We start from the raw sequence: 26,669 nt of genomic DNA, 5'->3' as shown, positions 1-26,669 counted from the left end.
CTGCAGTCTCGTGGGCTCGGAGATGTGTATAAGAGGCACCGCCGACGCCCGCACCCGAGGCACCGCCCGTCGATGCCCTGGCCGCCCCGGTTCCCGAGGCTCCGCCGGTCGACGCATTGGCCGCGCCGGTTCCCGAGGCACCGCCCGCGCCGGCTCCGGCTCCGGCGGCGCCGCCCGCCCCTGAGCAGTTCGACGCGCTCGCCGCGCCCGTGCCGGAAGCGCCGCCCGCGCCGTTCGATCCGTTGGCCGCTCCGGTGCCCGAGGCGCCCCCGGTCGACGCGCAGTCCGTCGCGAACTGGGACGTCGCACCGGACGTGCCGGTCCCCGGCGAGCAGCCCGAGCTCTGGTCGCTGCCCGTCGACGCGGCGCTGCAGCCCGCTCCGCAGATGCCCCCGGCGCCGCCCGCGCCTGCTGCCGATCCACTCGCCGCCGATGGCGGTGTGCCGCATCTCGCGAGCCCGGACAACCTCCCGCCGGGGACGACCGTCGACCGGGCACAGGCCGGTGCCGAGAGCCCGAACGTCTCCTACCTCAAGGAGATCTGGCACGCGATCCAGACGCAGGACATCACCGGCAAAGACGCGCTGCTGGCGCTGACCCAGCGTCCGCTCACCACGCCGGACGCACCGGGCGGCCAGGCGCCGAATCTCCCGGCCGCGCCGGCACCGGTCGATCCGGCCGCGCAGCCGCTGCCCTCCGCCTGATCACGAACAGAGTCGCTACGCGGAGTTGACCCATTCGTCGGAGCCGTCGGCGAAGAACTGGTGCTTCCACACCGGTAGACGCTCCTTGACGACGTCGACCAGCCGAGCGCACGTCGCAAACGCCGCCGCGCGGTGATCGGCCGCGACCGCGGCAACCAACGCGGCATCGCCGATCTCCAACACGCCGACGCGGTGGCTGACCGCGATCGCCCGCACGCCGTCGGCCTCCGCGGCGACCTGCGCGGCCACCTCCGCGAGCGTCTCCGGCGCCTGGGGATGCGCCGAATACTCCAGCCGGATCACCGAACGCCCGCCGTCGTGGTCACGCACGACACCGGCGAAGCCCACCACCGCACCCGCGGAGGCGTTGGCGACCAGGGCCTCGTGGTCGGCCAGCTCGATCGGCTGCTCGCTTACATCGGCGCGCAGCACAACGGCGGTCATCGTGCGTGGTCCTTTCCGACGAGCTGGTCGAGTGCATGCTCGAGGACCCGGTCGAGCACGCCGAGGCCGTCCTTGACCCCGCCCGGTGAGCCAGGCAGGTTCACAATCAGCGTGCGGCCCTTCACGCCGCATACTCCGCGCGAGAGCACCGACGTCGGCACCTTGTCCTCGCCGGCCCGGCGGATCGCGTCGGCCAGCCCGGGGATCTGATAGTCGACCAACGCCGCGGTGGCCTCGGCGGTGCGGTCCGTCGGCGAGATGCCCGTGCCGCCGGAGGTGATCACCACGTCCACCCCGTCGGCGACCGCGGCGGAGATCGCCTCGGCGACCGCGTCGCCGTCCGGCACCACCACGGGCGCCGGAGTGTCGATATCGCGGGCGGTGAGCCAGTCCACGACGACCGGTCCGCTGCGGTCCTCGTACACCCCGGCGGCGGCGCGGGTGGATGCGATGACGACCCGGCCCGAGCGCATCAGCGGGTCCACGTTCCGGTTTTGCCGCCCTCTTTGCGCAACACCCGCACGTCGTCGATGCGGGCGGCGGGGTCGACGGCCTTGAGCATGTCGTAGAGCGTCAGCGCGGCCACGCTCACCGCGGTCAGCGCCTCCATCTCCACGCCGGTGCGGTCGGTGCTGCGGACCGTCGCCGTGATGTCCACTCGCCCTGATTGCAAGGCGTCGCCGATCTCGAAGTCGACGTCGACGCCCGTGAGCGCCAGCTGATGGCACAGCGGGATGAGGTCGCTGGTGCGCTTGGCGGCCAGGATGCCCGCGACCCGGGCGGTGGCCAGGGCGTCGCCCTTGGGCAGCCCGCCCGAAGCGATCATCGCGACGACGTCGGCGGTGGTGTGCAGGGTCCCCGCGGCGACGGCGGTGCGCTTGGTGACGTCCTTCGCCGTGACGTCGACCATGTGCGCCGCGCCGGTCTCGTCGACGTGTGAGAGGCGGGGCCGCTCGGACACCTACTTGTTGACGACCGTGACCGCGTGCACGTACGGCAGTTCGTCCGCGGGCAGCGGGAACGTGAGCTCCCCGAAGGGCGACAGCGCGCCGGTACGGTCGGTGGCGAGCTCGCTCACCGCGTGGTCATCGTCCCCGTCGACCGCCGGCCAGCCCGGATCGACGTACCGCTTCTTCCCTTTGTTGTCTGCCACGCCCACATTGTGGCAAATGCTCCGGCCGGTGGCGACACCGCCACACTCCTTTACGCTGGTCAACGATGACCGAGAACAGACCAGGCCTTCCCCTCGGCGCCTGGTTGGCCGATCTCCCCGACGAGCGGCTCATCCGTCTGCTGGAGTTGCGGCCCGACCTGACCCAACCGCCTCCGGGGACGATCGCCGCACTGGCCGCCCGCGCGCAGGCGCGCCAGTCGGTCAAGGCCGCCACCGATGACCTCGACTTTCTGCGGTTGGCCGTTCTCGACGCGTTGCTCGTGCTGCACGCCGACACCGCTGCCGTGCCGCTCACCAAGCTGATGGAGTTGATCGGCGACCGTGTGCCGGAAGCCGCGGTGAACGAGGCCGTCGACGACCTTCGCGACCGCGCGCTGGTATGGGGTGATGCGACGGTGCGGGTGGCGGCCGAGGCCGCGGCGGGCCTGCCGTGGTACCCCGGTCAGGCCTCGGTCGAGGACAGCTCGGCGACGCCCGAGGAGATCGACGCGCGGCTACAGACGCTGGACGAGGCGCAGTCAGAACTGCTGCAGAAACTTCTCGAGGGTTCGCCGATGGGCCGCACCCGCGACGCCGCGCCCGGCACACCGCCGGACCGCCCGGTGCAGCGGCTGTTGGCCGCGGGCCTGCTGCGCCAGGTCGACGCGGACACCGTGATCCTGCCGCGGCTGGTCGGCCAGGTGCTGCGCGGTGAGCTGCCCGGGCCGGTGCAGCTGACCGAACCGGATCCGGTGGTGTCCACGACGTCGGCGGCCGATGCCGACGCGGTCGCCGCGGGCGCCGCGCTCGATCTGCTGCGCGAGGTCGAGGTGGTGCTCGAAACACTTGGCGCCACACCGGTTCCCGAGTTGCGCAGCGGCGGGCTCGGCGTGCGCGACGTCAAACGGCTGACCAAGGCCACCGGCATCGATGATCGCCGCCTCGGGTTGATCCTCGAAGTGACCGCGGCCGCCGGGCTCATTGCGGCGGGCATGCCGGAACCGGAGCCGGACGCAGGAGACGGCCCCTACTGGGCGCCGACGGTCTCCGCCGACCGCTTCGTCGAATCCCCGACCGCAGTCAGATGGCATCTGCTGGCCACCACCTGGCTGGATCTGCCCGGCCGGCCGAGCCTGGTCGGGCACCGCGGGCCCGACGGCAAACCCTATGCCGCCCTGTCGGATTCGCTGTTCTCCACCGCCGCTCCACTGGACCGGCGACTGCTCCTCGAGGTGCTGGCCGGCCTGCCGCCGGGTGCGGGCGTTGATGCCACCGAGGCCTCGCGCGCGATGATCTGGCGCAGGCCGCGCTGGGGTGTCCGGTTGCAACCCGGTCCGGTCGGCGACCTGTTGACGGAGGCCCATGCGCTGGGCTTGGTGGGCCGCGGCGCGCTGGCCACCCCGGCTCGAACGCTCCTCACCGACGCGTCTGCCGACGATGTGGTCAAGGCCATGGACAAGGTGCTGCCCGCGCCGATCGACCACTTCCTGCTGCAGGCCGACCTCACGGTGATCGTTCCCGGTCCGCTGCAGCGGGACCTCGCCGAGCAACTCGCCGCGGTCGCGAGCGTGGAGTCCGCGGGCGCGGCGATGGTGTACCGGATCAGCGAGGCCTCGATCCGGCGGGCACTCGACACCGGCCGGACCGCCGGCGAGTTACACGCGTTCTTCCACCGTCACTCGAAAACCCCTGTCCCCCAGGGTTTGACGTATCTGATCGACGACGTCGCCCGCAGGCATGGGCAGTTGCGGGTCGGGATGGCGGCGTCGTTCGTGCGATGCGAGGACGCCGCGCTGCTCGCGCAGGCGGTCGGCGCACCGGCGACCGAGCCGCTGGAGATGCGTCTACTCGCGCCGACGGTCGCGGTGTCGCAGGCCCCGATCTCCGAGGTGCTCGCCGCGCTGCGTCAGGCCGGCTTCGCCCCCGCGGCCGAGGACTCGACCGGCACCATCGTCGACATCCGGGCTCGCGGCGCCCGAGTGCCCGCCCCGCCGGGACGGCGGCGCGCCTATCGCCTGGCCCCGACACCCACCAGCCAGACGCTCGGCGCGATCGTTTCGGTGCTGCGCAAGGTGGCGGCCGCGCCCACCGGCGGTCTGCGGTTGGACCCCGGGGTCGCGATCAGCCAGTTGCAGGAGGCCGCCCATACCCAGGCGTCCGTCGTGATCGGATACGTCGACCCCGCTGGGGTGGCCACGCAGCGCGTCGTCGCGCCGATCAACGTTCGCGGCGGGCAGTTGACCGCCTACGACCCCGCCTCGGGCCGGGTCCGCGACTTCGCCATTCACCGGGTCACCTCCGTGGTCGCCGCCGACGAACAGTAGGCGCGAGTGACCGCAAAATGCCTGTTCACACGGCGTGGCGGCGGTTAGACACGATCGCTCGCCGATAGGCACGTCCGGGGGTTCTGGATAATGGACAAAATGACCGACGGCCCCCTGATCGTGCAGTCCGACAAGACGGTGCTGCTCGAGGTCGACCATGAACAGGCGGGCGCCGCGCGCGCCGCGATCGCCCCGTTCGCCGAACTCGAGCGTGCGCCCGAGCACGTGCACACCTACCGGATCACCCCGCTGGCGCTGTGGAACGCCCGCGCCGCGGGCCACGACGCCGAGCAGGTCGTCGACGCGCTGGTGTCGTTCTCCCGCTACGCGGTGCCGCAACCGCTGCTCGTCGACATCGTCGACACGATGGCCCGCTACGGGCGCCTGCAGCTGGTAAAGAGCCCGGTGCACGGCCTGACCCTGGTGAGCCTGGACCGCGCGGTGCTTGAGGAGGTGCTGCGCAACAAGAAGATCGCGCCGATGCTCGGCGCCCGCATCGACGACGACACCGTGATCGTGCACGGCAGCGAACGCGGCCGCGTCAAGCAGATGCTGCTCAAAATCGGCTGGCCTGCAGAGGATCTCGCCGGTTATGTCGACGGCGAGAAGCACCCGATCAGCCTGGCTGAGAACGGCTGGCATCTGCGCGACTACCAGCAGATGGCCACGGACTCCTTCTGGGAGGGCGGCTCCGGCGTCGTGGTGCTGCCCTGCGGTGCGGGTAAGACGCTCGTCGGCGCCGCCGCCATGGCGAAGGCGTCGGCCACCACGCTGATCCTGGTGACCAACACCGTCGCGGGCAGGCAGTGGAAGCGCGAACTGATCAACCGGACCTCGCTCACCGAGAACGAGATCGGCGAATACTCCGGTGAACGCAAGGAAATCCGCCCGGTGACGATCGCGACCTATCAGGTGATCACGCGTCGCACCAAGGGCGAATACCGCCACCTGGAGTTGTTCGACAGCCGCGACTGGGGCCTGATCATCTACGACGAGGTGCACCTGCTGCCCGCGCCGGTGTTCCGGATGACGGCCGATCTGCAGTCCCGTCGCCGACTCGGCTTGACCGCCACGCTGATTCGCGAGGACGGCCGCGAGGGCGACGTGTTCTCGTTGATCGGCCCGAAGCGGTACGACGCGCCGTGGAAGGACATCGAGGCGCAGGGCTGGATCGCACCGGCCGAATGCGTCGAGGTGCGTGTGACGATGACGGACAACGAGCGGATGCTGTACGCGACCGCCGAACCCGACGAGCGGTACAAGCTGTGCTCGACGGCGCACACGAAGATCGCGGTGGTCAAGTCGATCCTCGACAAGCACAAGGGTGAACAGACGCTGGTGATCGGCGCCTATCTGGACCAGCTCGAGGAACTCGGCCAGGAGCTCGACGCACCGGTGATCCAGGGCTCGACCAAGACCGCCGAACGTGAGGCGCTGTTCGATCAGTTCCGTCGCGGCGAGATCTCCACGCTGGTGGTGTCGAAGGTCGCCAACTTCTCCATCGACTTGCCGGAAGCCAGTGTGGCGGTGCAGGTTTCGGGAACCTTCGGGTCACGCCAGGAGGAGGCGCAGCGGCTGGGCCGACTGCTGCGGCCCAAGGCCGACGGCGGCGGCGCGATCTTCTACTCCGTGGTCTCCCGTGACAGCCTCGACGCCGAATACGCCGCGCACCGCCAGCGATTCCTCGCCGAGCAGGGCTACGGCTACGTCATCAAGGACGCCGACGACCTGTTGGGGCCGACGATCTAGGTACTAGACGTGCGGACCCACCGGGTTCGACACCGTCAGCAGGACCGCGGAGTCCTCGAGCGCCTGCAGGCCGTGCCGGGATTTCGGCACGACGATGTGATCACCCGCCGAGCCCTCCCAGTTGGTCGTGTCCTGGGTCAGCCGAACGCGTCCCTGCAGCACCTGCAGGGTGGCCTCACCGTTGGTCTCGTGGTCGTCGAGTTGGCTGCCGGCGGTCAGCGCGATCAACGTCTGGCGCAGCGAGTGCTCGTGGCCGCCGTACACGGTGTGCGCGCTGCGGCCGCTGCTGGCGGCGCGGGCCGTCTCGAGTTGCTCACGTACGAGCGCGGTCAGCGAGGTCTTGTTCATCGCGGGCTTCCTATCGAGGGCTGAGTCGCAATTCGGCGGAGAAGCCAATCTTAATGACGGCGCACACGCCGCCGGCGGTCGCACCGGCACCGTCGTAACTGAGCGCCCGTCACACCGAGGCGCTAGCCTGCTTACCCATGACCAGACGCCGTCGCGCCACGTCCGTCCAGGCGGTCAAGCTCGGGCTCGTCGGCGCGGCCGTCGGCCTGGCGCTGGCATCGGCCGGTTTGGCGTACGCGGACCCCGAGGTCCCGCCCGGAACGCCCGGCGCGCCGCCGTCGCCTGGTCAGCCCTACGCCGCCCCCGCGGACGCGGCGGATCCGCCGCCGGCGCCGCCCCCGGTCGGCCCACCGCCCGTGCCCGAAATCCAGAACCCGCAGTACGGCCAGGGCTCTAGCCCGGGTCCGCTCGGCTTCCTCCGGGACGCCTGGCATCAGGCGCAGGACCCGTACGGGTTCGCCGCGATGCCGCCCGGTCAGATGCCGGTCGGGGCGCCGCCACCGCCCGGCGCGGGGCCCGCACCGCAGCTGCCGCCGGGATACAAGTCGATCAACGCCCCGGAGTCCAACGGCCCGCCCGTCGCGCCGCCGGAGCAGGGCGGTCCACCGCTGCCGCCCGGGTACTACCCGCTGAACGGCCCGCCGCCGCCCGGCTATTACGACGCTCCCGCGCCCGGGCCCGCGATACCGCCGGAGGGCCCGATTCCGCCGACGCCGTGATCAGGTGTTCGCGGTCGAGAGCTGAGCCTTCACCGACCGCGACAGGTCGTCGGCGAGGATCTCCGCGTCACCGTTGAGCAGACCGGCGATTGCCTGCTCGGCGACCACCGACGGATCGATCTTCTGCTCCGCGGGGATGTAGCTGACCATGTCGGTGTCCATATAGCCCACGTGCAGCGCCGAGACGTGAATTCCTCGCGGCGCCAACTCCGTTCGCAGCGCATCGGTCATCGCCCAGGCCGCGGCCTTGGCGGCCGAATAGGCGCCCGACGTCGGGGGGTGATACCAGGAGAGCACCGACAGGATGTTGAGTATCGACCCGCCGCCGTTCTTCTCGATGACGGGCACGAACGCGCGGACGACGTTGAGCGTGCCGAAGTAGTGCGTGTCCATCTCCAGCCGGATGTCCTCGATCGGCCCGCTCAGCAGTCCGGCCCTCGTCGACACCCCGGCATTGTTCACCAGGACCGTGACGTCGTCGGCGGTCTCTGCCGCGCGGCGCACCGACTCCGGATCGGTGATGTCGAGCTGGACCGCAACCACTCCGGGCAGGTCGACGGTCGCGGGATCCCTGGCCCCGGCGTAGACCTTGGCGCCGCGCGACACCAGGTCGGCCGCGAGCCGGCGCCCGAGTCCTCGGTTGGCCCCGGTCACCAGGGCGGTGATGTTCTCTGTCATGGCGGCGCTCCTCTCGGCTGATGACCACCACAACACCAGCCGAGCCGTTTTTGAGTCCCGTCGTGTTACGGCTGCGGAAACTTCCTCGTGGCCCTAGCTCAGGGCGGGGATCACCTGCTGCTCGAACAATTCGATACCGGAGCGGTCGTATGCGGCCTCCGGAAAGTAGAGGATGGCGTATTCGCAACCGAGTCCGCGCATCTTCTCGAGCTTTTCGACCACCTGCTCGGGTGTGCCGCTTGCCGACTCGGGCGCGGACACGGTGCTCAGCATCGCGTCGACCGCCGACTCGTCGGCCTTGGTGACCTGCCGGGCGCGCAGCCTCGCCACCCGGTCCTTCACGTCGGACTCCGATTCGCCGATCACGGCGTTGAAGTTGGCCGAACGCACGATCGCGTCGTAGTCGGTGCCGACGTCACGGCAGTGGTCGGCCAGCACCTGTGACTTATGGGTGAATCCTCCCGGCTCGCAAGTGAAGTTGGTGTACTGCGCGTATTTCGCCGCGATCTTGAGCGTCACCTTCTCGCCGCCGCCGGCGACCCACAGCGGAATCCCGTCGTCCTGTAGGGGCTTCGGTTCCACGATCGCGCCGGACACCTGATAGTGCCTGCCGTCGAGGCTGACTGTCCCGTCGCGCCAGGCGTCGCGCATGATCCGCACTCCCTCGTCGAGTCGGCCCAGTCGCTCACCCGCCGACGGGAACCCGTAACCGTATGCGCGCCACTCGTGTTCGTACCACCCGCCGCCGATGCCCATCTGGATGCGGCCTCCGGAGATGACGTCGGCGGTGGCGGCGACCTTGGCCAGATACACCGGGTTGCGATAGCCCATCGCCGTGCACATCTGGCCGAGTTTGATGCGCGATGTCGTCGCGGCGTAGGCGGCCATCAGGGTCCACGCCTCGTGTGTGGCCTCGGACGTGGGCACCGGCACGGTGTGGAAGTGGTCGTACACCCACAGCGAGTCCCACGCACCGCTTCCGTCGGCGTACGCGGCGAGGTCGCGCATCACCGCCCATTGCTCTGCGGTTGGAATGTCGATCAGATCGAGTCGCCAGCCCTGCGGGATGAACAGTCCGAAGCGCATGGCTCCCGACTCTATGCAACCGGCCGCGGAGGACGCCATCCTCCCAACGCCGTTTCCAGCCGCGCCGCCACTGCGAGCACCGTCGCGTCCTCCCACGGTCGGGCCGCGATCTGCACCTCGCGGCACGCGACTTCGCTGCCCACCATCAGCGCGACGAGCGTATGGGCGGGCAGCTCGCACAGGTCCGTCATTGTTAGCTCAGCTTTCGAATTAACTACGGCTCACGCCGCAGTGTCTCCCACAAAAGCAGTGGTCGGGCCGTTATCGGCTCGCAACGCGGGCATCGCCGCGTGCGCGTTTGCGTTCGCCATCAGGTGTTGTATGGTGTGGCTCACAAAGCAGTATTACGTGTGACGTAAGCCACAAGGAGGCCGCAGTGGTCCGTGACCCAGCGACGGGAATGGAATCGCACCACGTGCGGGCCGGCGGCGCCGCTCACCACCACGTCCGGTGGTTCTACCTGCTTCTGCTCGCCGTCATCGCGATCGCCGCGATCGCGGGCGTCGCGAGCACCCTCGCGATGGGTCAGCCCCAGGTGGCGTTCGTGATCGGCCTCGTCGCCGTGGCGTTCTTCTCGCGGGTCGGCTGCTGACCTGAGTCCACCGGCCTGACGGATGTCGGGTCTAGCGTGACGTCATGGCCCTCTCCAAAGACGAACGCGAACAATTTCTGGCCGAACCTCACGTTGCCGCGCTGTCGGTCTCTGCCGGTGACAAGCGCGGCCCGCTGACAGTCCCTGTCTGGTACCAGTACTCACCCGGCGGCGAGCCGTGGGTGCTCACCGGCGACGGCTCCCGAAAACATCGACTCATCGAGACCCAGGGCGAGTTCACGCTGATGGTTCAGCGGCTCGAGCCGACGGTCCGGTACGTGGCCGTCGACGGCCCGGTCAGCCGCATCGAGCCGGCCACCGACGAGCAGCTCGTCGAGGTGACCAAACGGTATATGCCGCCCGACAAGGTCGACGCCTACCTCGAGTACGCCCGGCGCGAGCACGGCGCCAGCGTCGTGATCTTCATGAAGCCGCAACACTGGCTGTCGTCGGACCTCGGGGCGTTCTAGCGCGGCTCGAACAGGGCGGCGACGGCGGGAAGGCTCACCTTCAGCGCCGGGTTGCGCGGTAGTTCGTCGACGGCCGCGAACGCCACCGGCACGTTGTACACCGGCAGCGATCGGCGCACCAGCTCGGCGAGCTCGTCGGCCGAGGGCACCGGCAGCCCCGGACACACCTCGATCGCCGCGGCAGGCACCGCGCCGAGGCGCGCGTCGCGCACCCCGACCACACATGCATCGCGGACGGCCGGATGCGAGATCAATACGCGCCGAACGGTTTCCGGGAGAATCTTGAACCCGCCCCGATTGATGGCGCCGTCGGCCCTTCCGTGCAGTGTGACGAAACCGTCGGCGTCGATCGATGCGACGTCGGTGGTGCGGATCCAGTCCGGGCCGATCGGCGCGACCTTGGCCTCCAGCAGCCCGGGCTCACCGACGGCGAGCTCGGCCCCGTCGTCGGGGTCGACGATGCGCACCTGTACATCCGGCAAGGGCCTGCCGACGCTGTTGCGCTTGGCCGAGCCGAACTCCTGCTGCATCTGCGGTGTCCATGCGCACAGCGATCCCGCGAACTCCGTTGCGCCGTAAGCCAGCACGATCGGGATGCCGTACTTGGCCTCGAACTCGTCGCGGGTCTCGGGGTCCAGTGGTCCCGACGCGCTGATCAGAAAGGCCAGCGACGCGAGATCCTCCTTGGCGACGTCGGCGTCGAGCAGCATCCGGATAACGGCCGGCTGTACACCCGAGCGGGTGATGCGGTGGCGCTTCACCATGTCCACGTAATCGTCGACGGTGAACCGTTCGAGCATCGCGATGCGCCTGCCGTTGTACACACCGGCGATCAATTGGCACACGCCGATTCCGCCGAACTGCCAGTACGCGAGTTCCGGCGGCGCGTCGGCGGGTGCGGCCTCCCCGCTGGTCACGCTGAACACGGTCCGCTCGAGCACCGCGGTCCTGATCGACTGCCGCTTCGGCGGTCCCGTCGTGCCGCTGGTCAGGATCTGCAGTGCCACACCGGGTTCGGCGTCGGCGTGAGCTCGTTGTGGGTCGCGACGTTCCAGCTGGGGTACCGCGGCGACGATCGGCTGCCGACCGGCTATCGCCACGCCCGCGCTGCCCACCCGCCGCGCGGCGTCCACGACCGGCGCGGTCCAGTCCTCGACGTCGGCGACGATTGCCGACAGTCCGAGCGTCTCGATGTCGCGGCCGATGGACTCGGGCGACTGGAACGAGTAGATCATCGACACCGCGCGTCCCGCAGCGAGGAATCCGATGATCGCCGCGGCGTGCGCCAACCGGTTCCTGACCACGAGGCCGACGGGCGCGTCGTCGGCGACACCGGACTCCCGCAGCGCCTGCGCGATGGCGCGGCCGTAGGCGCTCACCTCGTGGCCGCTGTACCAGCGTCCCGCGAACTCGATGCAGGGGTCCTCGCCGTAGCGGGCCAACCCGGCCGCGAACCTTTCGGTGAAGCTTTCCGGCACGGCGCCAATCTAGCGAATCACCCGTACCGGGACGTTCTTCCAGCCGATCACGTTGGTCATGTGCACGCGCGTGCACCGGTCGTAGTCGACTTCGTACCGCGGCATGAAGGCGAGCAGTTTCTCCAACGCGATCGCGCTTTCCGTCCGGGCCAGTGCCGCGCCGAGGCAGCTGTGGATGCCGTACCCCAAGCCGAGGTTCTGCGCCTCAGTGCGGTTGCGGTCGATGTCGAAGGTGTCGGCATCCGTCCACGCCTCGGGGTCGCGGTTGGCCGAGGCCAGCATCAGGAACACCGGCTTACCCGCCGGGATCGTCACGCCGTGCAACGTCACGTCCCGCATCGAGCGGCGCACGTCGTACTGCACCGGGTTGTCGAAGCGCAGCAACTCTTCCACCGCGGCGGGAATCTTGCCCGGGTCCTCGATCAGCTCGACCCACTGGTCGGGGTGCCGCGCGAACAGATACACCGCGCTGGCGAGCAGCTTCGTCACGGTCTCAGCGCCTGCCCCGCCCAATTGCTGTGCGAAGCCGACGATTTCGATGTCGGTCAGATGGGACGTGGCGCCGTCGTCGCGCATGATCTCCGCGTCGATCAGCAGCGTGAACAGATCGTCGCGGGGGTGCGCGCGGTGCTGCTGGACGCAGTCGTAGTAGTACGCCACCGATTCGGCGACCGCTCGTCGGCCCGCCTCGTCGGTTTCGATCTGGCCGGGCTCGCGACGCATCGACGCGTCGGTCCACAGGCGTGCGTGCTGGACGTGGTCCTCCGGCACCCCCAACCACGTCGTGATCACCTCGACGGGGAACGGCGCGGTGAACTCGCGGACGATGTCGAACTCGTCGCCGTCGATGGCGCCGAGGTACTTGTCGATGATCGCGGTGATGCGCGGTCGCTGCGCCTGGATGGCCCGCGGTGTGAACAGCTTGTTCAACACGCTGCGCATGTGCCGGTGTTCGGGCGGGTCCATGAACTGGAGAAGCCGCACGTCCGGCGGCGGCCCGCCCGACCGAACCATCGACAGGTCGACACCGTAGGCCGACGAGTACGTCGCGGGATCCTTGAACGCGGCGGCGACGTCGGCGTGCCGGGTCAGCGCGTAGAAGTCGTATCGCTCGCTGTAGTAGACCGGCGCTTCGGTGCGCATCCAGCGATACGTTTCATAGGGGTCGTCGAAGAACTCCTGCGAAAACGGGTCGAACACCAGGGTCGACTGCGCCATGTCCGGACAGTACGCCCGCGATAGCGGCGAGCGCTCACCCTTGTACGAATCCTCGGCGGAAGACCGTACAAGGGTGAGCGCTCAGCCCGTCTAGTTCGTCAGGTCAGCGACGCCGGCGGATTGAACCGCTCGCCGTACTTGGCGGCGAGTTCCTTGGCGCGGGCCACGAAGGCCTCCTTGCCGACGCCGCCGGGACCCTCGTAGCCGACGATGAACTGCGCCGAACCACCGGTGTAGGGCGGGAAGCCGATACCCATGATCGAGCCGATGTTCGCGTCGGCGGTCGAGGTCAGCACACCCTCGTCGAGGCACTTCTGGGTCTCCAGCGCCTCGGCGAACAGCATGCGATCGATCATGTCCTGCAACGGGATCGACGCGCTGCCCGAGTTGAAGGTGTCCTTCAACCCCGGCCACAGGCCAACGCGCTTGCCGTCGGCGTACTCGTAGAACCCGGCACCCTTCAGGCGCGACGGACGACCGATCTCGATCATCTTCTCGACGACCGCCTCGGCCGGATGCGGCTCGTACGTGCCGCCCGTGCTCTCGACGCCCTTGCGGGTGGCGACGGCGATCTTGTGCATCAGCTCGAGGTTGAGCTCGTCGGACAGCTGCAGCGGCGGCGCCGGGTAGCCGGCCTGCGAGCCGGCCTGCTCGATGCTCGCGGGCGCGATGCCCTCGCCGAGCATCGCCAGCGCCTCGTTGACGAAGGTGCCGATCACGCGGCTGGTGAAGAAGCCGCGGCTGTCGTTCACCACGATCGGCGTCTTGCCGATCGCCAGCGTGTAGTCGAACACCCGGGCCAGCGCCTCGTCAGAGGTCTTCTCGCCCTTGATGATCTCGACCAGCGGCATCTTGTCGACGGGGCTGAAGAAGTGGATGCCGATGAAGTCCTCCTGGCGCTTCACCCCGGTCGCCAAACCGGTGATCGGCAGCGTCGAGGTGTTCGATCCCAGCAGCGCGTTGGGCTCGACGATGTCCTCGATCTCCTGAAACACCTTGTGCTTGAGGTCCTGGTCCTCGAACACGGCCTCGATGACGAAGTCCACGCCCTTGAGGTCGGCCGGATCGGCGGTCGGCGTGATGCGGGCCAGCAACGCGTCGGACTTCTCCTGCGTTGTCTTGCCCCGCTCGAGCGCCTTGGCCTCGAGCTTCTCGGAATAGCCCTTGCCCTTCTGGGCGGCCTCGATGCTGACGTCCTTGAGCACGACGTCGAAGCCGGCCTTGGCCGAGACGTAGGCGATACCCGCGCCCATCATGCCCGCGCCCAGCACACCGATCTTGTTGATCTTGACGGGCTCGATGCCGTCGGGCCGCGACGCACCGCCGTTGATGGCCTGCAGATCGAAGAAGAACGCCTGGATCATGTTCTTGGCGGTCTGCCCGGTGACCAACTGGGTGAAGTAACGGCTCTCGATGCGGCTCGCGGTGTCGAAGTCGACCTGCGCACCCTCGACGGCCGCGTCCAGGATCGCCCTCGGCGCAGGCATCGGCGCACCCTTCAGCTGCTTCTTGAGCAGCGCAGGGAACGACGGCAGGATGCTCGCCAGGCCCGGGCTCGTCGGCGTGCCGCCGGGCATCTTGTAGCCCTTGGCGTCCCACGGCTGGGTGTGCGCGTCGGGGTTGGCCTTGATCCACGCCTTGGCCGCGGGCACCAGCTCGTCGACGGTCGGCAGCACCTCGTCGACCAGGCCGACCTCCTTGGCCTTGCCCGGCTTGAACCGGGTGCCCTGGCTCAGCACCTCCATGAAGGCCTTCTGGATGCCGAACATCCGCACGCTGCGGGCGACACCGCCGCCGCCGGGCAGCAGGCCCAGCGTGACCTCGGGGAAGCCGACGACGGCGCCCTTCACGTCCGCGATGATCCGGTGGTGGCAGGCCAGCGCGATCTCCAGGCCACCGCCGAGCGCGGCGCCGTTGATGGCCGCGACGACCGGCTTGCCCAGCGTCTCGAGCTTGCGCAGGTCGGCCTTGATCGCCTCCGGGGTGGCGAACGCCTCGGCCGCGTTGTCCGGGCCGAGGTTGATCATGCCCTTGAGGTCACCGCCGGCGAAGAAGGTCTTCTTCGCGCTGGTGATGACGACGCCGGTGATCGAATCTGGATCCTCGGCGACAAGCCGTGCCAACTTTTCTACGGCGTTGTGCATCGACTCGGTGTAGTGCTCGTTCATCACGTTGGCCGAACCCGTCGGATCGTCCAGCGTCAGGGTGACGATGCCGTCGGCATCCTTGTCCCACTGAATGGTGTTCTCTGCCATTACTTTTCCTTAAACCCGCGCTCAGACGCGCTCGATGATGGTGGCCACGCCCATGCCGCCGCCGATACACAGCGTGATCAGCGCACGCCGCGCGTTACGACGCTCGAGCTCGTCGACCATGGTTCCGGTGATCATGGCGCCGGTGGCGCCCAGCGGGTGGCCCATCGCGATGGCGCCACCGTTGACGTTGAGCTTCTCGTCGGGGATGTTCAGGTCCTTCTGGAACTTCAGCACCACCGAGGCGAACGCCTCGTTCAGCTCGAACAGGTCGATGTCGTCGACCGTCAGGCCGGCGCGGTCGAGCACCTTGCGGGTAGCCGGGGTCGGCCCGGTGAGCATGATGACCGGATCGGCGCCGCTCGTGGCGGTGGCCACGATGCGGGCGCGGGGGGTCAGGCCCTGCGAGGTCCCGGCCTTCTCACTGCCGACGAGCACCAGCGCGGCGCCGTCGACGATGCCCGAGCTGTTGCCGCCCGTATGGACGTGGTTGATCTTCTCGACGAAGTGATACTTCTGCAGCGCCACGTCGTCGAAGCCGCCCATCGCGCCGACACCGTCGAACGCGGTCTTGAGCTGGCCGAGGCCCTCGAGCGTGGTGTCGGGGCGCATGTGCTCGTCGTGGTCGAGGATGACGAGGCCGTTCTGGTCCTTGACCGGGACGACGGATTTGGCGAAGTAGCCGCCCGACCATGCCGCGGCGGCCTTCTCCTGGCTGCGCAGCGCGTAGCGGTCGACGTCCTCGCGGGAGAAGCCTTCGATCGTGGCGATCAGGTCGGCGCCGATGCCCTGCGGCACGAAGCCGATGCGGTAGTTGGTCTCCGGGTCGGACGCCCATGCGCCGCCGTCGGAGCCCATCGGAACGCGGCTCATCGACTCGACACCGCCCGCGAGCACCAGGTCGTCCCAACCGGACCGGACCTTCTGGGCGGCGGTGTTGACGGCCTCGAGACCCGAGGCGCAGAACCGGTTGAGCTGGAATCCGCCGGTGGTCTCGGGGAGGTTGGCCACCAGGGCCGCGGTGCGGGCGATGTCGCCGCCTTGGTCACCGACGGGCGACACACACCCGAGGATGACGTCGCTGATCAGCGTCTCGTCGAGGTCGGGATAGCGGCTGCGGATCTCCTCGATCAGACCGACGACCAGGTTGACCGGCTTGACCTCGTTGAGCGCGCCGTTCTTGTTCTTGCCGCGAGGCGTACGGATCGCCTCGTAGATGAAGGCTTCTTCAGACATGCGCCCGAGCGTAACAGCCCAGACCAACCTGTTGGTTGGGCGGCCGTACCACCCGCCGAACGTGGGTTAGCCGCACACCGATCGGGGGATTTGCGTGACGGTCACCCACGTTCGCGGCGGCATTACGCTCGCGTCGCGGCATTACGCTCGGGAACCGTGACAGTCAGACGGTTGCGGCCGTACGCGGTGACGATCTTCGCCGAGATGTCGGCGCTGGCCGCCCGCATCGGCGCCGTCAACCTCGGCCAGGGGTTCCCCGACGAGGACGGCCCGCGGGAGATGCTCAAGATCGCCGAGAACGCGATCGCCGACGGCGTCAACCAATACCCGCCCGGCCTGGGCATCGCACCGCTGCGCGAGGCCATCGCCGCGCAGCGGAAACGCACCTACGGCATCACCTACGACCCGGACACCGAGGTGCTGATCACCGTCGGCGCCACCGAGGCGATCGCGGCCTCGGTCATCGGGCTGGTCGAACCCGGCTCGGAGGTGCTGTTGATCGAGCCGTTCTACGACTCCTACTCCCCCGTGATCGCGATGGCGGGCTGCGAGCGCCGCGCCGTGCCCATGATCCAAAAGGGCAGCGGCTTCCGGATCGACGTCGACGGGCTGCGCCGGGCGATCACACCGAAAACCAAGGCGCTGATCGTCAACTCACCGCACAACCCCACCGGCATGGTGGCCGGCGACGACGAGCTGCGGGAGTTGGCGGCCCTGGCCGTCGAGGCCGATCTACTGGTGATCACCGACGAGGTCTACGAGCACCTCGTCTTTGACGACCGCCGCCACATCCCGCTCGCGTCCTATCCCGGCATGGCCGATCGCACCGTCACGATCTCGAGCGCCGCCAAGATGTTCAACGTCACCGGCTGGAAGATCGGCTGGGCGTGCGGCCCGGCCGATCTCATCGCGGGCGTGCGGGCCGCCAAGCAGTACCTCTCCTATGTCGGTGGCGCGCCGTTCCAGCCCGCGGTGGCGCACGCGCTCGACAACGAGGGCGCGTGGGTGGCCGCGTTGCGGGAGTCGTTGCAGGAGAAGCGGAACCGGCTGGGCACGGCGCTGACCGACCTCGGCTTCGAGGTGCACGACAGCTTCGGCACGTACTTCCTGTGCGCCGATCCGCGTCCGCTCGGCTTCAGCGACAGCGCCGCGTTCTGCGCCGAGCTACCGCATCGCGCGGGGGTGGCCGCGATCCCGATGTCGGCGTTCTGCGACCCGGGTGCCGAGCACGCGGGTGCGTGGAACCATTTGGTGCGCTTCGCCTTCTGCAAACGCGACGACACCCTGGACGAGGCGATCCGCCGACTGGGCGTCCTGCGCGCTTAGAGCTGTGCGGCGATCGTCCAAATGGCTTCGCGCTGTGCGGGATCGACGCCGTCGACGGCGCTGAGCACGACGTCGGTCGCGCCGGCCTCGAGGTAGTTCTTGAGCTGCCGGGCCACCGCTTCCGCCGGCCCGACGGCGGCGACCTCAAAGGCGCTGTCGACACCCTCGCGCTCGAGAACCCGGCGATACGAGGGGATCTGCTCGTAGAAGCTCAGGTGTTCGGCGGCCCGCCGCCGTCCCGCGTCGACATCGTCGGATACCACAACGGGCACGGCGGCGACGATCTTCGGGATCGGCCGCCCGGCCTCGGCGGCCGCTCGCGCCACGGTGGGCACGATGAACTCCGCGATGGTGCGCGGACCTGCCAGATACGGGAGCGTGCCGTCGGCCAGTTCGCCGGTCACCTGCAGTGCCTTCGGGCCCATGGCGGCGACGTAGAGCGGGACGGGCGTCCCGCCCGGAACCTGAACCGGCCATTCGGGATTAGCGGTGAACTCCGCGCCGTGGAATTCGGCGACGCCGGAGTCGAAGATCGAGCGCAGCACGGTCAGGTGCTCACGCAGCCGGGCGATGGTGTGGGGCCACGCGGCGCCGAACGCCCGGTGCTCGACTTCGTGCGCCCCGAGCCCCAAACCGAGTGTGAACCGACCGTGCGCGGCCGCCTGCGCCGTCTGCGCCTGCGACGCGACGATCAGGGGATGACGAGGGTTGAACGGCACGACGAATGTGCCGACGCCCAGCCCGGGTACTGCCGCACCGATGACCCCGGCAACGCCGATCGCGTCGTAGTCGAACCGCTGTGGAAGCCAGACCTGTCGGACTCCGAGATCGTGCGCCTGTCTCGCTTGAGCGACGAGGTCGTCGACGATGTTGTCGGCGTTCGGGTTTGCGAAGAGCACGACTCCGGTTGCCATGTCAGACGCAACCGGCACTCGGCCGAGAGTTATTCCGTTCTACGTCGCCCGATCAGAAGCGTTGTCATCGGCCATCACCCGGCGCCGCAGGTTCTCGGTCGCGACGTCGAGCACCATCTTCTTGGCGCGGCGCAACAGGAACTCCGGAATCGGCGCCGCGAGGTCGATGATGATGTCGAAGCGGACGCGGGTGCGGTCCTCGCCGATCGGGGTGAGGTTGTACTCGCCGTGCTGCCCGCGCTGCTGCATCGTCGCCTTGGCGTCCCAGACCACCCAGTCATCACCCCAGTGGTATTCGAGCAGCTCCTTGTCGGTGACACCCATGATCTTGAACGTTGCCTTGACGTGGTGCGGGCGGCCGTCGGGATGACGATCGAGCACCTCGGCACGTTTGTGCACGGGCGACCACGTGGGCACGGCGTCGATGTCGGCGAGCGCATCCATGATCACTTCTTTGGGCGCCTCGAAGACCACTTCCCTCGATGCCTGCACGGCCATGCGGCAAATCGTAGCTAACTCAACTGCCTAGTGCATAGCCTTTTCCAGCAAATTAATGTTACCAGTCAATATCGATTATCGAATTCGCAGCTCGCGGCGGTGCGCCGACGGGTCCGGCCGGTGTCCTGGAGAACCGTGGCGCCGGTGCGGCCTGGTCGACACCGTTGGCCTGCACCAGTGTTGACCGCGCGCGCAGGTGCTCGTTCTGCGCGGCCTCACTCCAGGTCAACACCGGCGTGACGCACGCATCGGTACCCGCGAAGATCGCGGCCCACTCGTCGCGGGTCTTGCGCGCAAACCGCTCGGCGAACAATTCGCACATTTCCGGAAACGCGTCGCGGTCCATTTGCGGTGGGAGTTCGTCGGCGTCGAGGCCGAGCCCCGCCAGCAGTTGGGCGTAGAACTGCGGTTCGATCGCGCCGACGGCCACGTGTTTGCCGTCGGCGGTCTCATACGTGCGATAGAACGGTGCGCTGCCGTCGAGCAGGAAGGACTCGCGTTCGTCGCGCAGCGTGCCCGTCGACTTCATCGTCCACGCGATCTGCGCCAGCACGGATACGCCGTCGACCATCGCCGCGTCGATCACCTGACCCTGTCCGGAGCGTTCCCGTTCGTACAGCGCGGCCACGATGCCCAGCAGCACGAACATCGAGCCACCACCGAAGTCGGCCACCAGGTTCAGCGGCACCACCGGGGGCCGGTCGCGGTATCCGATGGCCGACAGCGCGCCGGTCTGCGACAGGTAGTTGATGTCGTGGCCCACGGTCTGCGCCAGTGGCCCGTGCTGGCCCCAGCCGGTGATCCGGGCGAAGATCAGCCGCGGGTTCACCGCCGCGCAGTCGTCGGGTCCGATGCCGAGTCGTTCGCACGTGCCGGGCCGGAAAGCGTCGATCAGGACGTCGGCCTTTTCGACGAGACCGAGCAGCGCGGCGGACTCCTTCTTCAGATCGAGGTCGACGACGCGCTTACCCCGGTGCAGCAGATCCACGTTCTCCGGCGGCATCTGCAGGCCGCCGGGTCTGCGCACGCGCACCACGTCGGCGCCGAGATCGGCCAGCACCATCCCGGCGTGAGGTCCGGGGCCGATACCGCCGAGCTCGATGACCTTCACCCCCGCGAGGGGTCCCGCTGTAGCCATGAGTCGCACACTAGTCAGATGGCCGAGACACAGGACCCGACCGAAGCGACCTCCGGTGAGAGCACGCTGACCGTCTTGATCGCGTTCGGCGCCAACCTCGCGGTCGCCGTCGCCAAGACCGTGGCCGCCGTGATCACCGGGTCGGCGTCGATGACCGCCGAAGCCGCGCACTCGTGGGCCGACTCAGGCAACCAGGGCCTGCTCGCCATCGCGAACCGCCGCAGCCGGCGACCGCCGGACGCCGACCGGCCGTTCGGCTACGGCCGGGAGGCCTACGTGTGGTCGTTGTTGGCCGCGGTGGGGTTGTTCGTCGTCGGTGGTTCCCTGTCGGTGTGGCACGGCGTCACCGAACTGCGCCATCCGGAGTCGGGACCGGAGAACTATCTGGTCGCCTACATCGTGCTGGCGGTCGCATTCGCCCTGGAGTCGGTCTCGCTCATCCAGGCCGTGCGGCAGTTGCGGGCCGAGGCACATCGCTACGACAAAGACCTTCTCGACCACGTTCTCGACACCTCGGATCCGACGACCCGGGCGGTGTTCGCCGAGGACACGGCGGCACTGATCGGAATCCTCATCGCCGCAGCGGGAATCGGATTGCATCAGCTGACCGGTGACGCCGCGTGGGATGCGATCGGGTCGATCCTGGTCGGGTTGCTGCTGGGCGTGATCGCGGTGATCCTGATCGACCGTAACCGGCGTTTCCTGGTCGGCGAGCCGGCGAGTCCGCGGGTGCGAGAGGCCGCGATCGAGAGGATCCGAGGGTTAACCGATGTGGCCGAGGTGCGGTTCGTGCGCCTGGTCTTCGTCGGCCCGAAGCAACTGTTCCTGGTGGCGAGCGTCGACCTGCGAGGAGACGCGGTCGAGTCGCGGGTCGCCGAGACGCTGCGGCGGTTGGAGACGCAACTGCAGGCCGACCCCTACATCGTGGACGCCGTGCTGACGATCGCCGAACCCGATGAGCTCGAGCAGCAGTCTATTGACGGCTCTTGACCTGCTTCACGCGTTTACGCAGCCCGTCGGTGGCGGTTTCCATCAATCCCTTGGCGCCCTTCTTGATCAGGAAGCCGGGCAGCGGCACCAGCGGGTCGACCATCAGCTCGAAGTGGACCTTCGTCGAATCGCCGTCGGGGGTCAATGTGTACCGACCGCTCTGTGCGCGTTGCTGTTTCGAGCTCTCCAACGTCCAGCTCACCCCGTCGTCGTGCACCGTGTAGTTGAGCACCTGTTCGTCGGAGACGCCGACGATCTTGACGACCTGACGTGACTTGCTGGGCCGCCCCTCGTCGTCGCGTTCGAGGACCTCGACCTCTTGATGCGCCGAGGACCACTCCGTCAGCGACTCGAGGTCGGTAAGCACGTCGAGGATCTCCTGAGGAGTCGCCTCGATGACGACTTCGCGAGTTTCGGTGACAGCCATGCCGGATTGATTGCCAGCCCGGTGCGTTCCGAAACGGGTCAGCCGCGCTTGAGCTTGTGAACCTGTTTGCGCAGGCCGTCGGTGGCGGCTTCCAACCCGCCTTTCATGGCGCGTTTCAACACGAAGCCCGGGATCGGTACGGCGGGGTCGACGGTGATCTCGAACCGGACCTTGGTTTTGTCGCCGTCGGGGGTGAGTGTGTACGACGCGCTCTGGGTTTTGAGCTGGCTGGATTCGATCAGCGTCCAGCCGGCCGTGTTGTCGCCCCAGGTGTACTGCACGACCTGCTCGTCGGTGATGCCCATGGTCTTCAACTTCAGCCGCACCCGCCCGGGCCGGCCGTCGGCGTCTCTGTCGAGTACCTCGGCCCCCTGGTGCTGGGGCGACCAGTCCGGCGCCGATTCGACGTCGGCGATGACGTCGAGGATTTCGGCCGGGCTCGCGTCGATCACGACCTCGCGGGAATCGCTGGTAGCCATGGCGCGACCCTAGCCCGGTTACGGTTGTCCGCATGGAGCTTTGGGAGCTTTGCGCTCGGGAACGCATCAGGGACACCCTCGCGCAGTACAACTGGTCGGGTGACGCGATGCGCCTTCCCGAACTCGCGGCCGCTTTCTGCGACGACGGGGTGCTCGAGGTGCGGGGAACCGAACCGGTGCGGGGCCGTGCGGCGATCGTCGACTATCTGGGCGGAGCCGTCGCGGCGCCGAACGCGGCCGCATCCGAGTCGAACGTCAAACGCATCGTGCGCCACAACGTCACGAACATCCGGTTCACCGAGGTGACGCCCGACGAGGCGCGGGTTTCCTGCTATTTCACGGTGTTCACCGAGATCGGCCTCGACCATTACGGGCGCTATCGCGATGTGTTCGCGCCGGTCGGTGACGACTGGCTGATCCGCCACCGGTTCGTCTCCACCGATTGGAGCGCGCGGAATTCGACGATGGCCCGCTAGCCCCGCGTCATTCACGTCGATTTCTACGGGAGGGTTGTGGAATCGCGTCGATCACAACCCTCCTGCAGAAATCGGCGGCACGCCAAGGCAATTGGGGCGTAGGCTCACCGGCTATGGACACTGCAGTGGACCCGTCGGTGCCGCCCAGTGGCACCGGATGCGCTGAATGCGACGCAGTGAACGGGTGGTGGGTGCATCTGCGCCGATGCGCGGCGTGCGGTCACATCGGGTGCTGCGACGACTCCTTGGCGCGACATGCGTCGGCGCACTGGCGCGAAACCGGCCATCCGATCATCCGGTCGTTCGAGCCCGGTGAGGACTGGTTCTGGAATTACGCCACGAACGAGTACTACGACGGCCCACCGCTCGCCGAGCCCCAATCCCGTCCCGCGGACCAGACCGCGCCCGGTCCGCGCGGCAGGGTGCCCGTCGATTGGATGGCCCAGTTGCGCAGTCGCCGCGACTGAAACCCCTGTCGGGCGGGTATTCAGCCGCGGTGAGTGACGACAAGAAGGACAATCCCGGCACGGCTGACACCGACGCGGGCCCTGCGAACGCCGACGACGACGTGCAGAGCGACCCCGCAAGGGGCACCGACGACTCCGAACAGGAGGGCGTGGACTGGTCGGACGAGGGCGGCGCCACCCCGAGCGGCCCCGCCGACACCGGCGATCCCACGCAGTGACTCAGCGCACGGAGTCCGCCAACTCCCGCAGTGTGTGCGCGGCAGTGTATTTCGGCTCCCAGCCGAGCTGAGTCTTCGCCTTGGTGGTGTCCATGACCACCGAGGTGCGCCCGACGTGCAACCACTCGAGCGCCGACGGGACGAACGGCAACCGGGCGACGACCTCCGACGCCACGGTCGCGGCGACCTTTGGCACGCGCACGCCGCGGGCTCCGAGTTCGCGGGCCACGTCCGACAGCGAGATCAGCCCGTCGCCCGCGATGTTGTACGCACCCGGCGGCGCCGATGTGGTGGCGGCCAACGCGATCGCGGTCGCCACGTCGTCGTGATGAACCAACTGCAACGGGATGCCGGGATCCGGAACGGGTGTCTTCAACAGCGGAACTGCGTCTGAGAGACGCTTGACCGAACCGGGCAGCCGGGTCCACGGCATGTTGTCGGCGAGTGCGGGTGCCTTCGGACCCGCGACGATGCAGGGCCGCAGCACGTACACCTCGAGCGACGAGCCGCCCACGATGTCGGCAAGTGCCGCCTCGCACGCGGCCTTCTGCTCGGAGTAGTAGTGCTCGGACGAGCCCCGCGGTGGCACGTCCTCGGTGATCGGAACCGGGTTGTCGGAGTGATATCCATAGGCGGCGACCGATGAGGTGTACACCAGCCGCCGCGGGCGCTCCGCGGCCACCGTCGCCTCGAAGACATTGCGGGTGCCCGCGAGGTTGATGCGCGCGCTCTCCTCCCGCGAGCCCATGATGATGAAGGCCAGATGGACCACGACGTCGGCGCGCCCGACCAGCGCGTCGACGGCCTCGCGGTCGAGGATGTCGCCCTGCTGGTATGTCGTTTTCGTCCACCCGTGCTCGGCCGGGTCGAAGGGCCGCCGCGCCATCCCGAGGATCTCGTCGACCTCGTCGACGTCCTCGAGTGCCTGCACCGCCGACTTGCCGATCTCGCCCGTCGGCCCTGTCACCGCCACCGTGATTCCCATGCCCGCCGCATTCCCGGTGCAAGGGGTGGGGAAACGGGATCAGGACATGTCGGCGAGCGCCTGCTTGGCCGCGTTGTAACCGGGGATGAACGTGATGCCCGGGCCGCCATGGCAGCCGGCGCTGGCCAGGTACAGGCCGTCGATCGGAAGCGGTTGATCGACATAGCCTTTGGGCCCGGGCCGGTTGGGACCTATCTGGTCGGGGTGGATCAACCCGTGGCAGTAGTCGCCGCCGGGCGCACCGAACATGGTGCCCATGTGTTTGGGCGTGAAGGTCGTGTGGCGCAGGATGAGGCTCTCGAAGTTGGGCGCCAGCCGGGTGATCTTCTCGATGACCCGCTTGCCCATCTCGGCCTTCATCTCGCCGTAGCCCTGCTCGCCTTCCTCGATGGGAAACCACAGCGAGAACGCTGAGGCCGCGTGTTTACCGGGCGGCGCCAGGCCCGGATCGTTGACCGAAGGAATCTGCAGGGCGATCGACGGGTCGGTGGGCACGATGCCGCGCCGGGCGTCCTCCCACTGCTGCTGAAGTTCCTCGGGCGTGCTGAAAATGCCGATATTGGACTGCATTGCGGGGTCGTTGAGCAGTTCGTAAGGCGCCGCGAACTCCGGGACGCCGTCGAGCGCGAAGTGCATCTGCAGATAGCTGCCCCGGTGGTCCGTGTGCGAGAACCGATCCCGCACGTCGGCGGGCACCGCGTTGGAGTCGACGAGACCGTTGACGGTGAGGTCGGGCGCGACGCCGGACACGACGATCGGGGCCGACAGCGAGGTGCCGTCCTCGAGCCGCACCCCGGTGACCCGACCGTCCGCGACCGTCACCTCGACTACCCTGCTCCGCAACCGCAGTTCCCCACCGTTCGCGGTGAAGCCGTCGCACAGATGCGATGTGAGGGCTCCGATACCGCCGCGCAGTTTCTTGACCAGCAACGCGTTCTCGTCGGGGACGGCGAACCCGTACGCCAGAGCGGCGGCCGTGCCCGGGGTGGCCGGTCCGCGATAGGTGGTGTTGCAGGCCAGCAGCGACAGCATGCCGCGCAGCGCGCCGTTCTTCTCCTTGTCGGGTAGATAGCGGTCGAGCACATCGGTGACCGATCCGAACAGCAGGTCGGTGATCGTCGAGCGTTCGAATTCGTTTGTCGCGCAGGCGTACATCTCGTCGAGCGTCTTCGGCGGCTGGCCGGCATCGAAGCGGCCCAACGCCCGCGTGGGCGCCTGACACCACGCCATCAGGCCGGCCATGCCGTTGACCGCCTCGGCGCCGTGCACCTCGTTGATGTGGGTCAGCAGCTTCACCGGATCGGTGTAATAGACCAACGGTTCGTCACCCACGCCGCGCAGCGACACCGACATCACGTCGAGGTCCACGGTCGGCAGCGTGTCGAGCCCAAGCTCCCGGCTGACCACCGCCGAGGTGGGAATCTGCACCGAGCCGGCGATCTCGAATTGGAACCCGTCAAACAACTCGACGGTCGACGCCATGCCCCCGGCGTAGAGCTTCGCGTCCAGGCACACGGTGCGCAGGCCGGCCTTCTGCAACAGCGTGGCCGCGGTCAACCCGTTGTGCCCGGCACCGATCACGATGGCGTCGAAGTCAGTCATTCGCTGAGGCTGGCACGGGTGGAAAGTTTTGTCAATAATGACAAAACTCAGCCGGTGATGCCATCGGCCAGCGCGCGCAACGCCTCTCCGGTGAGCCGCGACAACTCCGGAAGTGAGCGCTCGTCGCCGAGCATCCACACCTCCATCGCCCCGAATACGGCGGCGGCGATACAGCGGGCGGTGACCGTGATCCGCATCCGCTCGTCGATGTCGGCGTTCGAAGCAAGGCCCTCGGCGAGGTGGTCCGCGATCGCCTCGGCGAAGTCGGCCTCGACCTGGCGCATGTGTCGCACCACTCGGCCGGGTTCGAGCTCTTGTGCGCGCAGTGCTGCGGTCTGCGCGACGGCCCAGTCATCGTAGGGGCGGGCCATGATTGCGCCGTGCACCGAGTCGATGATCGACTCCTTCGGATTCCGGGCGGCCAGTGCCGAACGGAACCAGTCCAGCCCGGCGTAATCGGCGAAAAGGAGGTCGTGCTTGGACGCGAAGTGGCGGTAGAAGGTGCGCAACGAAACGCCGGCATCGGCGGCGATCTGCTCGGCCGACGTCTCCTCCACGCCCTGCGCGAGGAACCGTACGACCGCCGCCTTCCGCAGCGCTTCGCGGGTGCGCTCGCTGCGTGCGGTCTGGGCCGGACGGGGCATGTGGTTGAACGTACCCGACACCAGTTGTGTCAATATTGACAAAACTCGGGTCGG

30 protein-coding genes and 1 pseudogene are annotated in these 26,669 nt (G+C 68.4%); 11 read left to right on the top strand and 20 right to left on the bottom strand.

Annotated features, from left to right (window positions below; all coding sequences use genetic code 11):
* Positions 1-38 precede the first annotated feature (38 nt).
* Positions 39-704, top strand: a pseudogene (locus A5752_RS01620) (transglycosylase family protein); the annotation flags it as partial.
* A 15-nt stretch (positions 705-719) separates the two neighbouring features.
* Here the strand turns inward: A5752_RS01620 and A5752_RS01615 are convergent.
* From A5752_RS01615 to A5752_RS01600, 4 genes are read right to left on the bottom strand one after another with little or no spacing between them, the layout of a single operon-like run.
* Positions 720-1,148, bottom strand: a complete 429-nt coding sequence (locus A5752_RS01615; RefSeq protein WP_067080973.1) for a molybdenum cofactor biosynthesis protein MoaE — start codon at positions 1,146-1,148, stop codon at positions 720-722.
* Positions 1,145-1,621 (bottom strand): MogA/MoaB family molybdenum cofactor biosynthesis protein, encoded by a 477-nt coding sequence (locus tag A5752_RS01610; protein WP_082963694.1) that lies wholly within the window; start codon positions 1,619-1,621, stop codon positions 1,145-1,147. The genes A5752_RS01615 and A5752_RS01610 overlap by 4 nt, the downstream gene beginning before the upstream one ends.
* The gene (gene moaC, locus A5752_RS01605) at positions 1,621-2,109 is read right to left on the bottom strand and encodes a cyclic pyranopterin monophosphate synthase MoaC (RefSeq protein ID WP_082963692.1); all 489 of its coding nucleotides are present in this window, start codon (positions 2,107-2,109) and stop codon (positions 1,621-1,623) included. The genes A5752_RS01610 and moaC overlap by 1 nt, the downstream gene beginning before the upstream one ends.
* Positions 2,110-2,307: a hypothetical protein gene (locus A5752_RS01600; protein ID WP_067080970.1), complete on the bottom strand. Its 198-nt coding sequence runs from the start codon at positions 2,305-2,307 to the stop codon at positions 2,110-2,112.
* A 59-nt stretch (positions 2,308-2,366) separates the two neighbouring features.
* Between A5752_RS01600 and A5752_RS01595 the strand changes: the two genes are divergently transcribed.
* Positions 2,367-4,625: a helicase-associated domain-containing protein gene (locus A5752_RS01595; RefSeq protein ID WP_067080967.1), complete on the top strand. Its 2,259-nt coding sequence runs from the start codon at positions 2,367-2,369 to the stop codon at positions 4,623-4,625.
* Between the two features lie 99 nt (positions 4,626-4,724).
* Positions 4,725-6,374 carry a DNA repair helicase XPB gene (locus A5752_RS01590; RefSeq protein ID WP_067081017.1) on the top strand — a complete coding sequence of 550 codons (1,650 nt, stop codon included), beginning with the start codon at positions 4,725-4,727 and terminating at the stop codon, positions 6,372-6,374.
* A gap of 3 nt (positions 6,375-6,377) precedes the next feature.
* Here the strand turns inward: A5752_RS01590 and A5752_RS01585 are convergent, their stop codons facing one another.
* Positions 6,378-6,722 carry a cupin domain-containing protein gene (locus A5752_RS01585; RefSeq protein ID WP_067080965.1) on the bottom strand — a complete coding sequence of 115 codons (345 nt, stop codon included), beginning with the start codon at positions 6,720-6,722 and terminating at the stop codon, positions 6,378-6,380.
* 137 nt (positions 6,723-6,859) lie between these two features.
* Here A5752_RS01585 and A5752_RS01580 point away from each other — a divergent pair, with 137 nt between their 5' ends.
* The gene (locus A5752_RS01580) at positions 6,860-7,441 is read left to right on the top strand and encodes a hypothetical protein (protein ID WP_067080962.1); all 582 of its coding nucleotides are present in this window, start codon (positions 6,860-6,862) and stop codon (positions 7,439-7,441) included.
* Here the strand turns inward: A5752_RS01580 and A5752_RS01575 are convergent, their stop codons facing one another.
* The 3 genes from A5752_RS01575 to A5752_RS01565 form a co-directional block, all read right to left on the bottom strand.
* Positions 7,442-8,119 (bottom strand): SDR family oxidoreductase, encoded by a 678-nt coding sequence (locus A5752_RS01575; RefSeq protein WP_067080960.1) that lies wholly within the window; start codon positions 8,117-8,119, stop codon positions 7,442-7,444.
* A 93-nt stretch (positions 8,120-8,212) separates the two neighbouring features.
* Entirely contained in the window at positions 8,213-9,205 is a 993-nt protein-coding gene (locus A5752_RS01570) for an LLM class F420-dependent oxidoreductase (protein WP_067080957.1), read from the bottom strand.
* Between the two features lie 11 nt (positions 9,206-9,216).
* On the bottom strand, positions 9,217-9,396 hold the full coding sequence (locus tag A5752_RS01565; RefSeq protein ID WP_067080955.1) for a hypothetical protein: 180 nt from the start codon (positions 9,394-9,396) through the stop codon (positions 9,217-9,219).
* 185 nt (positions 9,397-9,581) lie between these two features.
* Here A5752_RS01565 and A5752_RS01560 point away from each other — a divergent pair, with 185 nt between their 5' ends.
* Both A5752_RS01560 and A5752_RS01555 read left to right on the top strand, forming a co-directional pair.
* Positions 9,582-9,797 carry a hypothetical protein gene (locus A5752_RS01560; RefSeq protein ID WP_156613508.1) on the top strand — a complete coding sequence of 72 codons (216 nt, stop codon included), beginning with the start codon at positions 9,582-9,584 and terminating at the stop codon, positions 9,795-9,797.
* Between the two features lie 44 nt (positions 9,798-9,841).
* Positions 9,842-10,267, top strand: coding sequence for a pyridoxamine 5'-phosphate oxidase family protein (locus tag A5752_RS01555; protein WP_067080949.1), 426 nt, complete (start codon positions 9,842-9,844; stop codon positions 10,265-10,267).
* Here A5752_RS01555 and A5752_RS01550 read toward each other — a convergent pair.
* From A5752_RS01550 to A5752_RS01535, 4 genes are all read right to left on the bottom strand, one after another.
* Positions 10,264-11,745 (bottom strand): class I adenylate-forming enzyme family protein, encoded by a 1,482-nt coding sequence (locus tag A5752_RS01550; protein ID WP_082963691.1) that lies wholly within the window; start codon positions 11,743-11,745, stop codon positions 10,264-10,266. The genes A5752_RS01555 and A5752_RS01550 overlap by 4 nt on opposite strands.
* A gap of 9 nt (positions 11,746-11,754) precedes the next feature.
* Complete coding sequence (locus A5752_RS01545; RefSeq protein WP_067080945.1) at positions 11,755-12,963, bottom strand: cytochrome P450; 1,209 nt, start codon at positions 12,961-12,963, stop codon at positions 11,755-11,757.
* A 98-nt stretch (positions 12,964-13,061) separates the two neighbouring features.
* Positions 13,062-15,218: a 3-hydroxyacyl-CoA dehydrogenase NAD-binding domain-containing protein gene (locus A5752_RS01540; protein ID WP_067080942.1), complete on the bottom strand. Its 2,157-nt coding sequence runs from the start codon at positions 15,216-15,218 to the stop codon at positions 13,062-13,064.
* A gap of 21 nt (positions 15,219-15,239) precedes the next feature.
* The gene (locus tag A5752_RS01535) at positions 15,240-16,451 is read right to left on the bottom strand and encodes an acetyl-CoA C-acetyltransferase (RefSeq protein WP_067080940.1); all 1,212 of its coding nucleotides are present in this window, start codon (positions 16,449-16,451) and stop codon (positions 15,240-15,242) included.
* Between the two features lie 156 nt (positions 16,452-16,607).
* On the opposite strand from A5752_RS01535, the gene A5752_RS01530 reads away from it, so the two are divergent.
* Positions 16,608-17,777 carry a pyridoxal phosphate-dependent aminotransferase gene (locus A5752_RS01530; protein WP_067080937.1) on the top strand — a complete coding sequence of 390 codons (1,170 nt, stop codon included), beginning with the start codon at positions 16,608-16,610 and terminating at the stop codon, positions 17,775-17,777.
* On the opposite strand, the gene A5752_RS01525 is transcribed toward A5752_RS01530, so the two are convergent.
* Genes A5752_RS01525 through A5752_RS01515 form a run of 3 tightly spaced genes read right to left on the bottom strand, consistent with a single transcriptional unit; the run spans position 17,774 to position 20,327 of the window.
* Positions 17,774-18,691, bottom strand: coding sequence for a TIGR03564 family F420-dependent LLM class oxidoreductase (locus A5752_RS01525; RefSeq protein WP_067080934.1), 918 nt, complete (start codon positions 18,689-18,691; stop codon positions 17,774-17,776). The genes A5752_RS01530 and A5752_RS01525 overlap by 4 nt on opposite strands.
* A 39-nt stretch (positions 18,692-18,730) precedes the next feature.
* Positions 18,731-19,189 carry an SRPBCC family protein gene (locus A5752_RS01520; protein WP_067080931.1) on the bottom strand — a complete coding sequence of 153 codons (459 nt, stop codon included), beginning with the start codon at positions 19,187-19,189 and terminating at the stop codon, positions 18,731-18,733.
* A gap of 58 nt (positions 19,190-19,247) precedes the next feature.
* Positions 19,248-20,327, bottom strand: coding sequence for a CaiB/BaiF CoA transferase family protein (locus A5752_RS01515; protein WP_067080928.1), 1,080 nt, complete (start codon positions 20,325-20,327; stop codon positions 19,248-19,250).
* Between the two features lie 18 nt (positions 20,328-20,345).
* On the opposite strand from A5752_RS01515, the gene A5752_RS01510 reads away from it, so the two are divergent.
* On the top strand, positions 20,346-21,317 hold the full coding sequence (locus A5752_RS01510) for a cation diffusion facilitator family transporter (protein ID WP_067080926.1): 972 nt from the start codon (positions 20,346-20,348) through the stop codon (positions 21,315-21,317).
* Here A5752_RS01510 and A5752_RS01505 read toward each other — a convergent pair.
* On the bottom strand, positions 21,301-21,744 hold the full coding sequence (locus A5752_RS01505) for an SRPBCC family protein (RefSeq protein WP_067080923.1): 444 nt from the start codon (positions 21,742-21,744) through the stop codon (positions 21,301-21,303). The genes A5752_RS01510 and A5752_RS01505 overlap by 17 nt on opposite strands.
* A gap of 38 nt (positions 21,745-21,782) precedes the next feature.
* Complete coding sequence (locus A5752_RS01500) at positions 21,783-22,223, bottom strand: SRPBCC family protein (RefSeq protein WP_067080920.1); 441 nt, start codon at positions 22,221-22,223, stop codon at positions 21,783-21,785.
* Between the two features lie 32 nt (positions 22,224-22,255).
* On the opposite strand from A5752_RS01500, the gene A5752_RS01495 reads away from it, so the two are divergent.
* The 3 genes from A5752_RS01495 (at position 22,256) to A5752_RS01485 (ending at position 23,384) form a co-directional block, all read left to right on the top strand.
* Positions 22,256-22,699, top strand: a complete 444-nt coding sequence (locus tag A5752_RS01495) for a nuclear transport factor 2 family protein (RefSeq protein ID WP_067080917.1) — start codon at positions 22,256-22,258, stop codon at positions 22,697-22,699.
* A 113-nt stretch (positions 22,700-22,812) separates the two neighbouring features.
* Entirely contained in the window at positions 22,813-23,166 is a 354-nt protein-coding gene (locus A5752_RS01490) for a UBP-type zinc finger domain-containing protein (RefSeq protein WP_067080913.1), read from the top strand.
* A 29-nt stretch (positions 23,167-23,195) separates the two neighbouring features.
* Complete coding sequence (locus A5752_RS01485; RefSeq protein WP_067080910.1) at positions 23,196-23,384, top strand: hypothetical protein; 189 nt, start codon at positions 23,196-23,198, stop codon at positions 23,382-23,384.
* 1 nt (position 23,385) lies between these two features.
* Here the strand turns inward: A5752_RS01485 and A5752_RS01480 are convergent, their stop codons facing one another.
* From A5752_RS01480 to A5752_RS01470, 3 genes are read right to left on the bottom strand one after another with little or no spacing between them, the layout of a single operon-like run.
* Entirely contained in the window at positions 23,386-24,369 is a 984-nt protein-coding gene (locus tag A5752_RS01480) for an NAD-dependent epimerase/dehydratase family protein (protein WP_067080908.1), read from the bottom strand.
* A gap of 39 nt (positions 24,370-24,408) precedes the next feature.
* Positions 24,409-25,971 carry a phytoene desaturase family protein gene (locus A5752_RS01475; protein ID WP_067080905.1) on the bottom strand — a complete coding sequence of 521 codons (1,563 nt, stop codon included), beginning with the start codon at positions 25,969-25,971 and terminating at the stop codon, positions 24,409-24,411.
* Positions 25,972-26,018: 47 nt separating this feature from the next.
* Positions 26,019-26,615: a TetR/AcrR family transcriptional regulator gene (locus tag A5752_RS01470; protein ID WP_067081014.1), complete on the bottom strand. Its 597-nt coding sequence runs from the start codon at positions 26,613-26,615 to the stop codon at positions 26,019-26,021.
* Between the last annotated feature and the right edge of the window lie 54 nt (positions 26,616-26,669).

The sequence above is a fragment of the Mycobacterium sp. 852002-51961_SCH5331710 genome, from assembly GCF_001665535.1.
In the GTDB taxonomy this organism is placed as follows: domain Bacteria; phylum Actinomycetota; class Actinomycetes; order Mycobacteriales; family Mycobacteriaceae; genus Mycobacterium.
Note: the sequence above shows the minus strand (reverse complement) of the source record. Positions and strands in the feature narration are given on the sequence as shown.

What these genes read in the sequence shown, in the direction of transcription:
- A5752_RS01510 (WP_067080926.1), top strand. Translation starts at nt 20,346, where the DNA reads ATGGCCGAGACACAGGACCCGACCGAAGCGACCTCCGGTGAGAGCACG.
- A5752_RS01495 (WP_067080917.1), top strand. Translation starts at nt 22,256, where the DNA reads ATGGAGCTTTGGGAGCTTTGCGCTCGGGAACGCATCAGGGACACCCTC.
- A5752_RS01525 (WP_067080934.1), bottom strand. Translation starts at nt 18,691, where the DNA reads ATGGCAACCGGAGTCGTGCTCTTCGCAAACCCGAACGCCGACAACATC.
- A5752_RS01470 (WP_067081014.1), bottom strand. Translation starts at nt 26,615, where the DNA reads ATGCCCCGTCCGGCCCAGACCGCACGCAGCGAGCGCACCCGCGAAGCG.
- A5752_RS01555 (WP_067080949.1), top strand. Translation starts at nt 9,842, where the DNA reads ATGGCCCTCTCCAAAGACGAACGCGAACAATTTCTGGCCGAACCTCAC.
- A5752_RS01580 (WP_067080962.1), top strand. Translation starts at nt 6,860, where the DNA reads ATGACCAGACGCCGTCGCGCCACGTCCGTCCAGGCGGTCAAGCTCGGG.
- A5752_RS01570 (WP_067080957.1), bottom strand. Translation starts at nt 9,205, where the DNA reads ATGCGCTTCGGACTGTTCATCCCGCAGGGCTGGCGACTCGATCTGATC.
- A5752_RS01535 (WP_067080940.1), bottom strand. Translation starts at nt 16,451, where the DNA reads ATGTCTGAAGAAGCCTTCATCTACGAGGCGATCCGTACGCCTCGCGGC.
- A5752_RS01500 (WP_067080920.1), bottom strand. Translation starts at nt 22,223, where the DNA reads ATGGCTACCAGCGATTCCCGCGAGGTCGTGATCGACGCGAGCCCGGCC.
- A5752_RS01615 (WP_067080973.1), bottom strand. Translation starts at nt 1,148, where the DNA reads ATGACCGCCGTTGTGCTGCGCGCCGATGTAAGCGAGCAGCCGATCGAG.
- A5752_RS01490 (WP_067080913.1), top strand. Translation starts at nt 22,813, where the DNA reads ATGGACACTGCAGTGGACCCGTCGGTGCCGCCCAGTGGCACCGGATGC.
- A5752_RS01610 (WP_082963694.1), bottom strand. Translation starts at nt 1,621, where the DNA reads ATGCGCTCGGGCCGGGTCGTCATCGCATCCACCCGCGCCGCCGCCGGG.
- A5752_RS01590 (WP_067081017.1), top strand. Translation starts at nt 4,725, where the DNA reads ATGACCGACGGCCCCCTGATCGTGCAGTCCGACAAGACGGTGCTGCTC.
- A5752_RS01565 (WP_067080955.1), bottom strand. Translation starts at nt 9,396, where the DNA reads ATGACGGACCTGTGCGAGCTGCCCGCCCATACGCTCGTCGCGCTGATG.
- A5752_RS01520 (WP_067080931.1), bottom strand. Translation starts at nt 19,189, where the DNA reads ATGGCCGTGCAGGCATCGAGGGAAGTGGTCTTCGAGGCGCCCAAAGAA.
- A5752_RS01595 (WP_067080967.1), top strand. Translation starts at nt 2,367, where the DNA reads ATGACCGAGAACAGACCAGGCCTTCCCCTCGGCGCCTGGTTGGCCGAT.
- A5752_RS01540 (WP_067080942.1), bottom strand. Translation starts at nt 15,218, where the DNA reads ATGGCAGAGAACACCATTCAGTGGGACAAGGATGCCGACGGCATCGTC.
- A5752_RS01480 (WP_067080908.1), bottom strand. Translation starts at nt 24,369, where the DNA reads ATGGGAATCACGGTGGCGGTGACAGGGCCGACGGGCGAGATCGGCAAG.
- A5752_RS01475 (WP_067080905.1), bottom strand. Translation starts at nt 25,971, where the DNA reads ATGACTGACTTCGACGCCATCGTGATCGGTGCCGGGCACAACGGGTTG.
- A5752_RS01545 (WP_067080945.1), bottom strand. Translation starts at nt 12,963, where the DNA reads ATGGCGCAGTCGACCCTGGTGTTCGACCCGTTTTCGCAGGAGTTCTTC.
- A5752_RS01505 (WP_067080923.1), bottom strand. Translation starts at nt 21,744, where the DNA reads ATGGCTGTCACCGAAACTCGCGAAGTCGTCATCGAGGCGACTCCTCAG.
- A5752_RS01575 (WP_067080960.1), bottom strand. Translation starts at nt 8,119, where the DNA reads ATGACAGAGAACATCACCGCCCTGGTGACCGGGGCCAACCGAGGACTC.
- A5752_RS01585 (WP_067080965.1), bottom strand. Translation starts at nt 6,722, where the DNA reads ATGAACAAGACCTCGCTGACCGCGCTCGTACGTGAGCAACTCGAGACG.
- A5752_RS01515 (WP_067080928.1), bottom strand. Translation starts at nt 20,327, where the DNA reads ATGGCTACAGCGGGACCCCTCGCGGGGGTGAAGGTCATCGAGCTCGGC.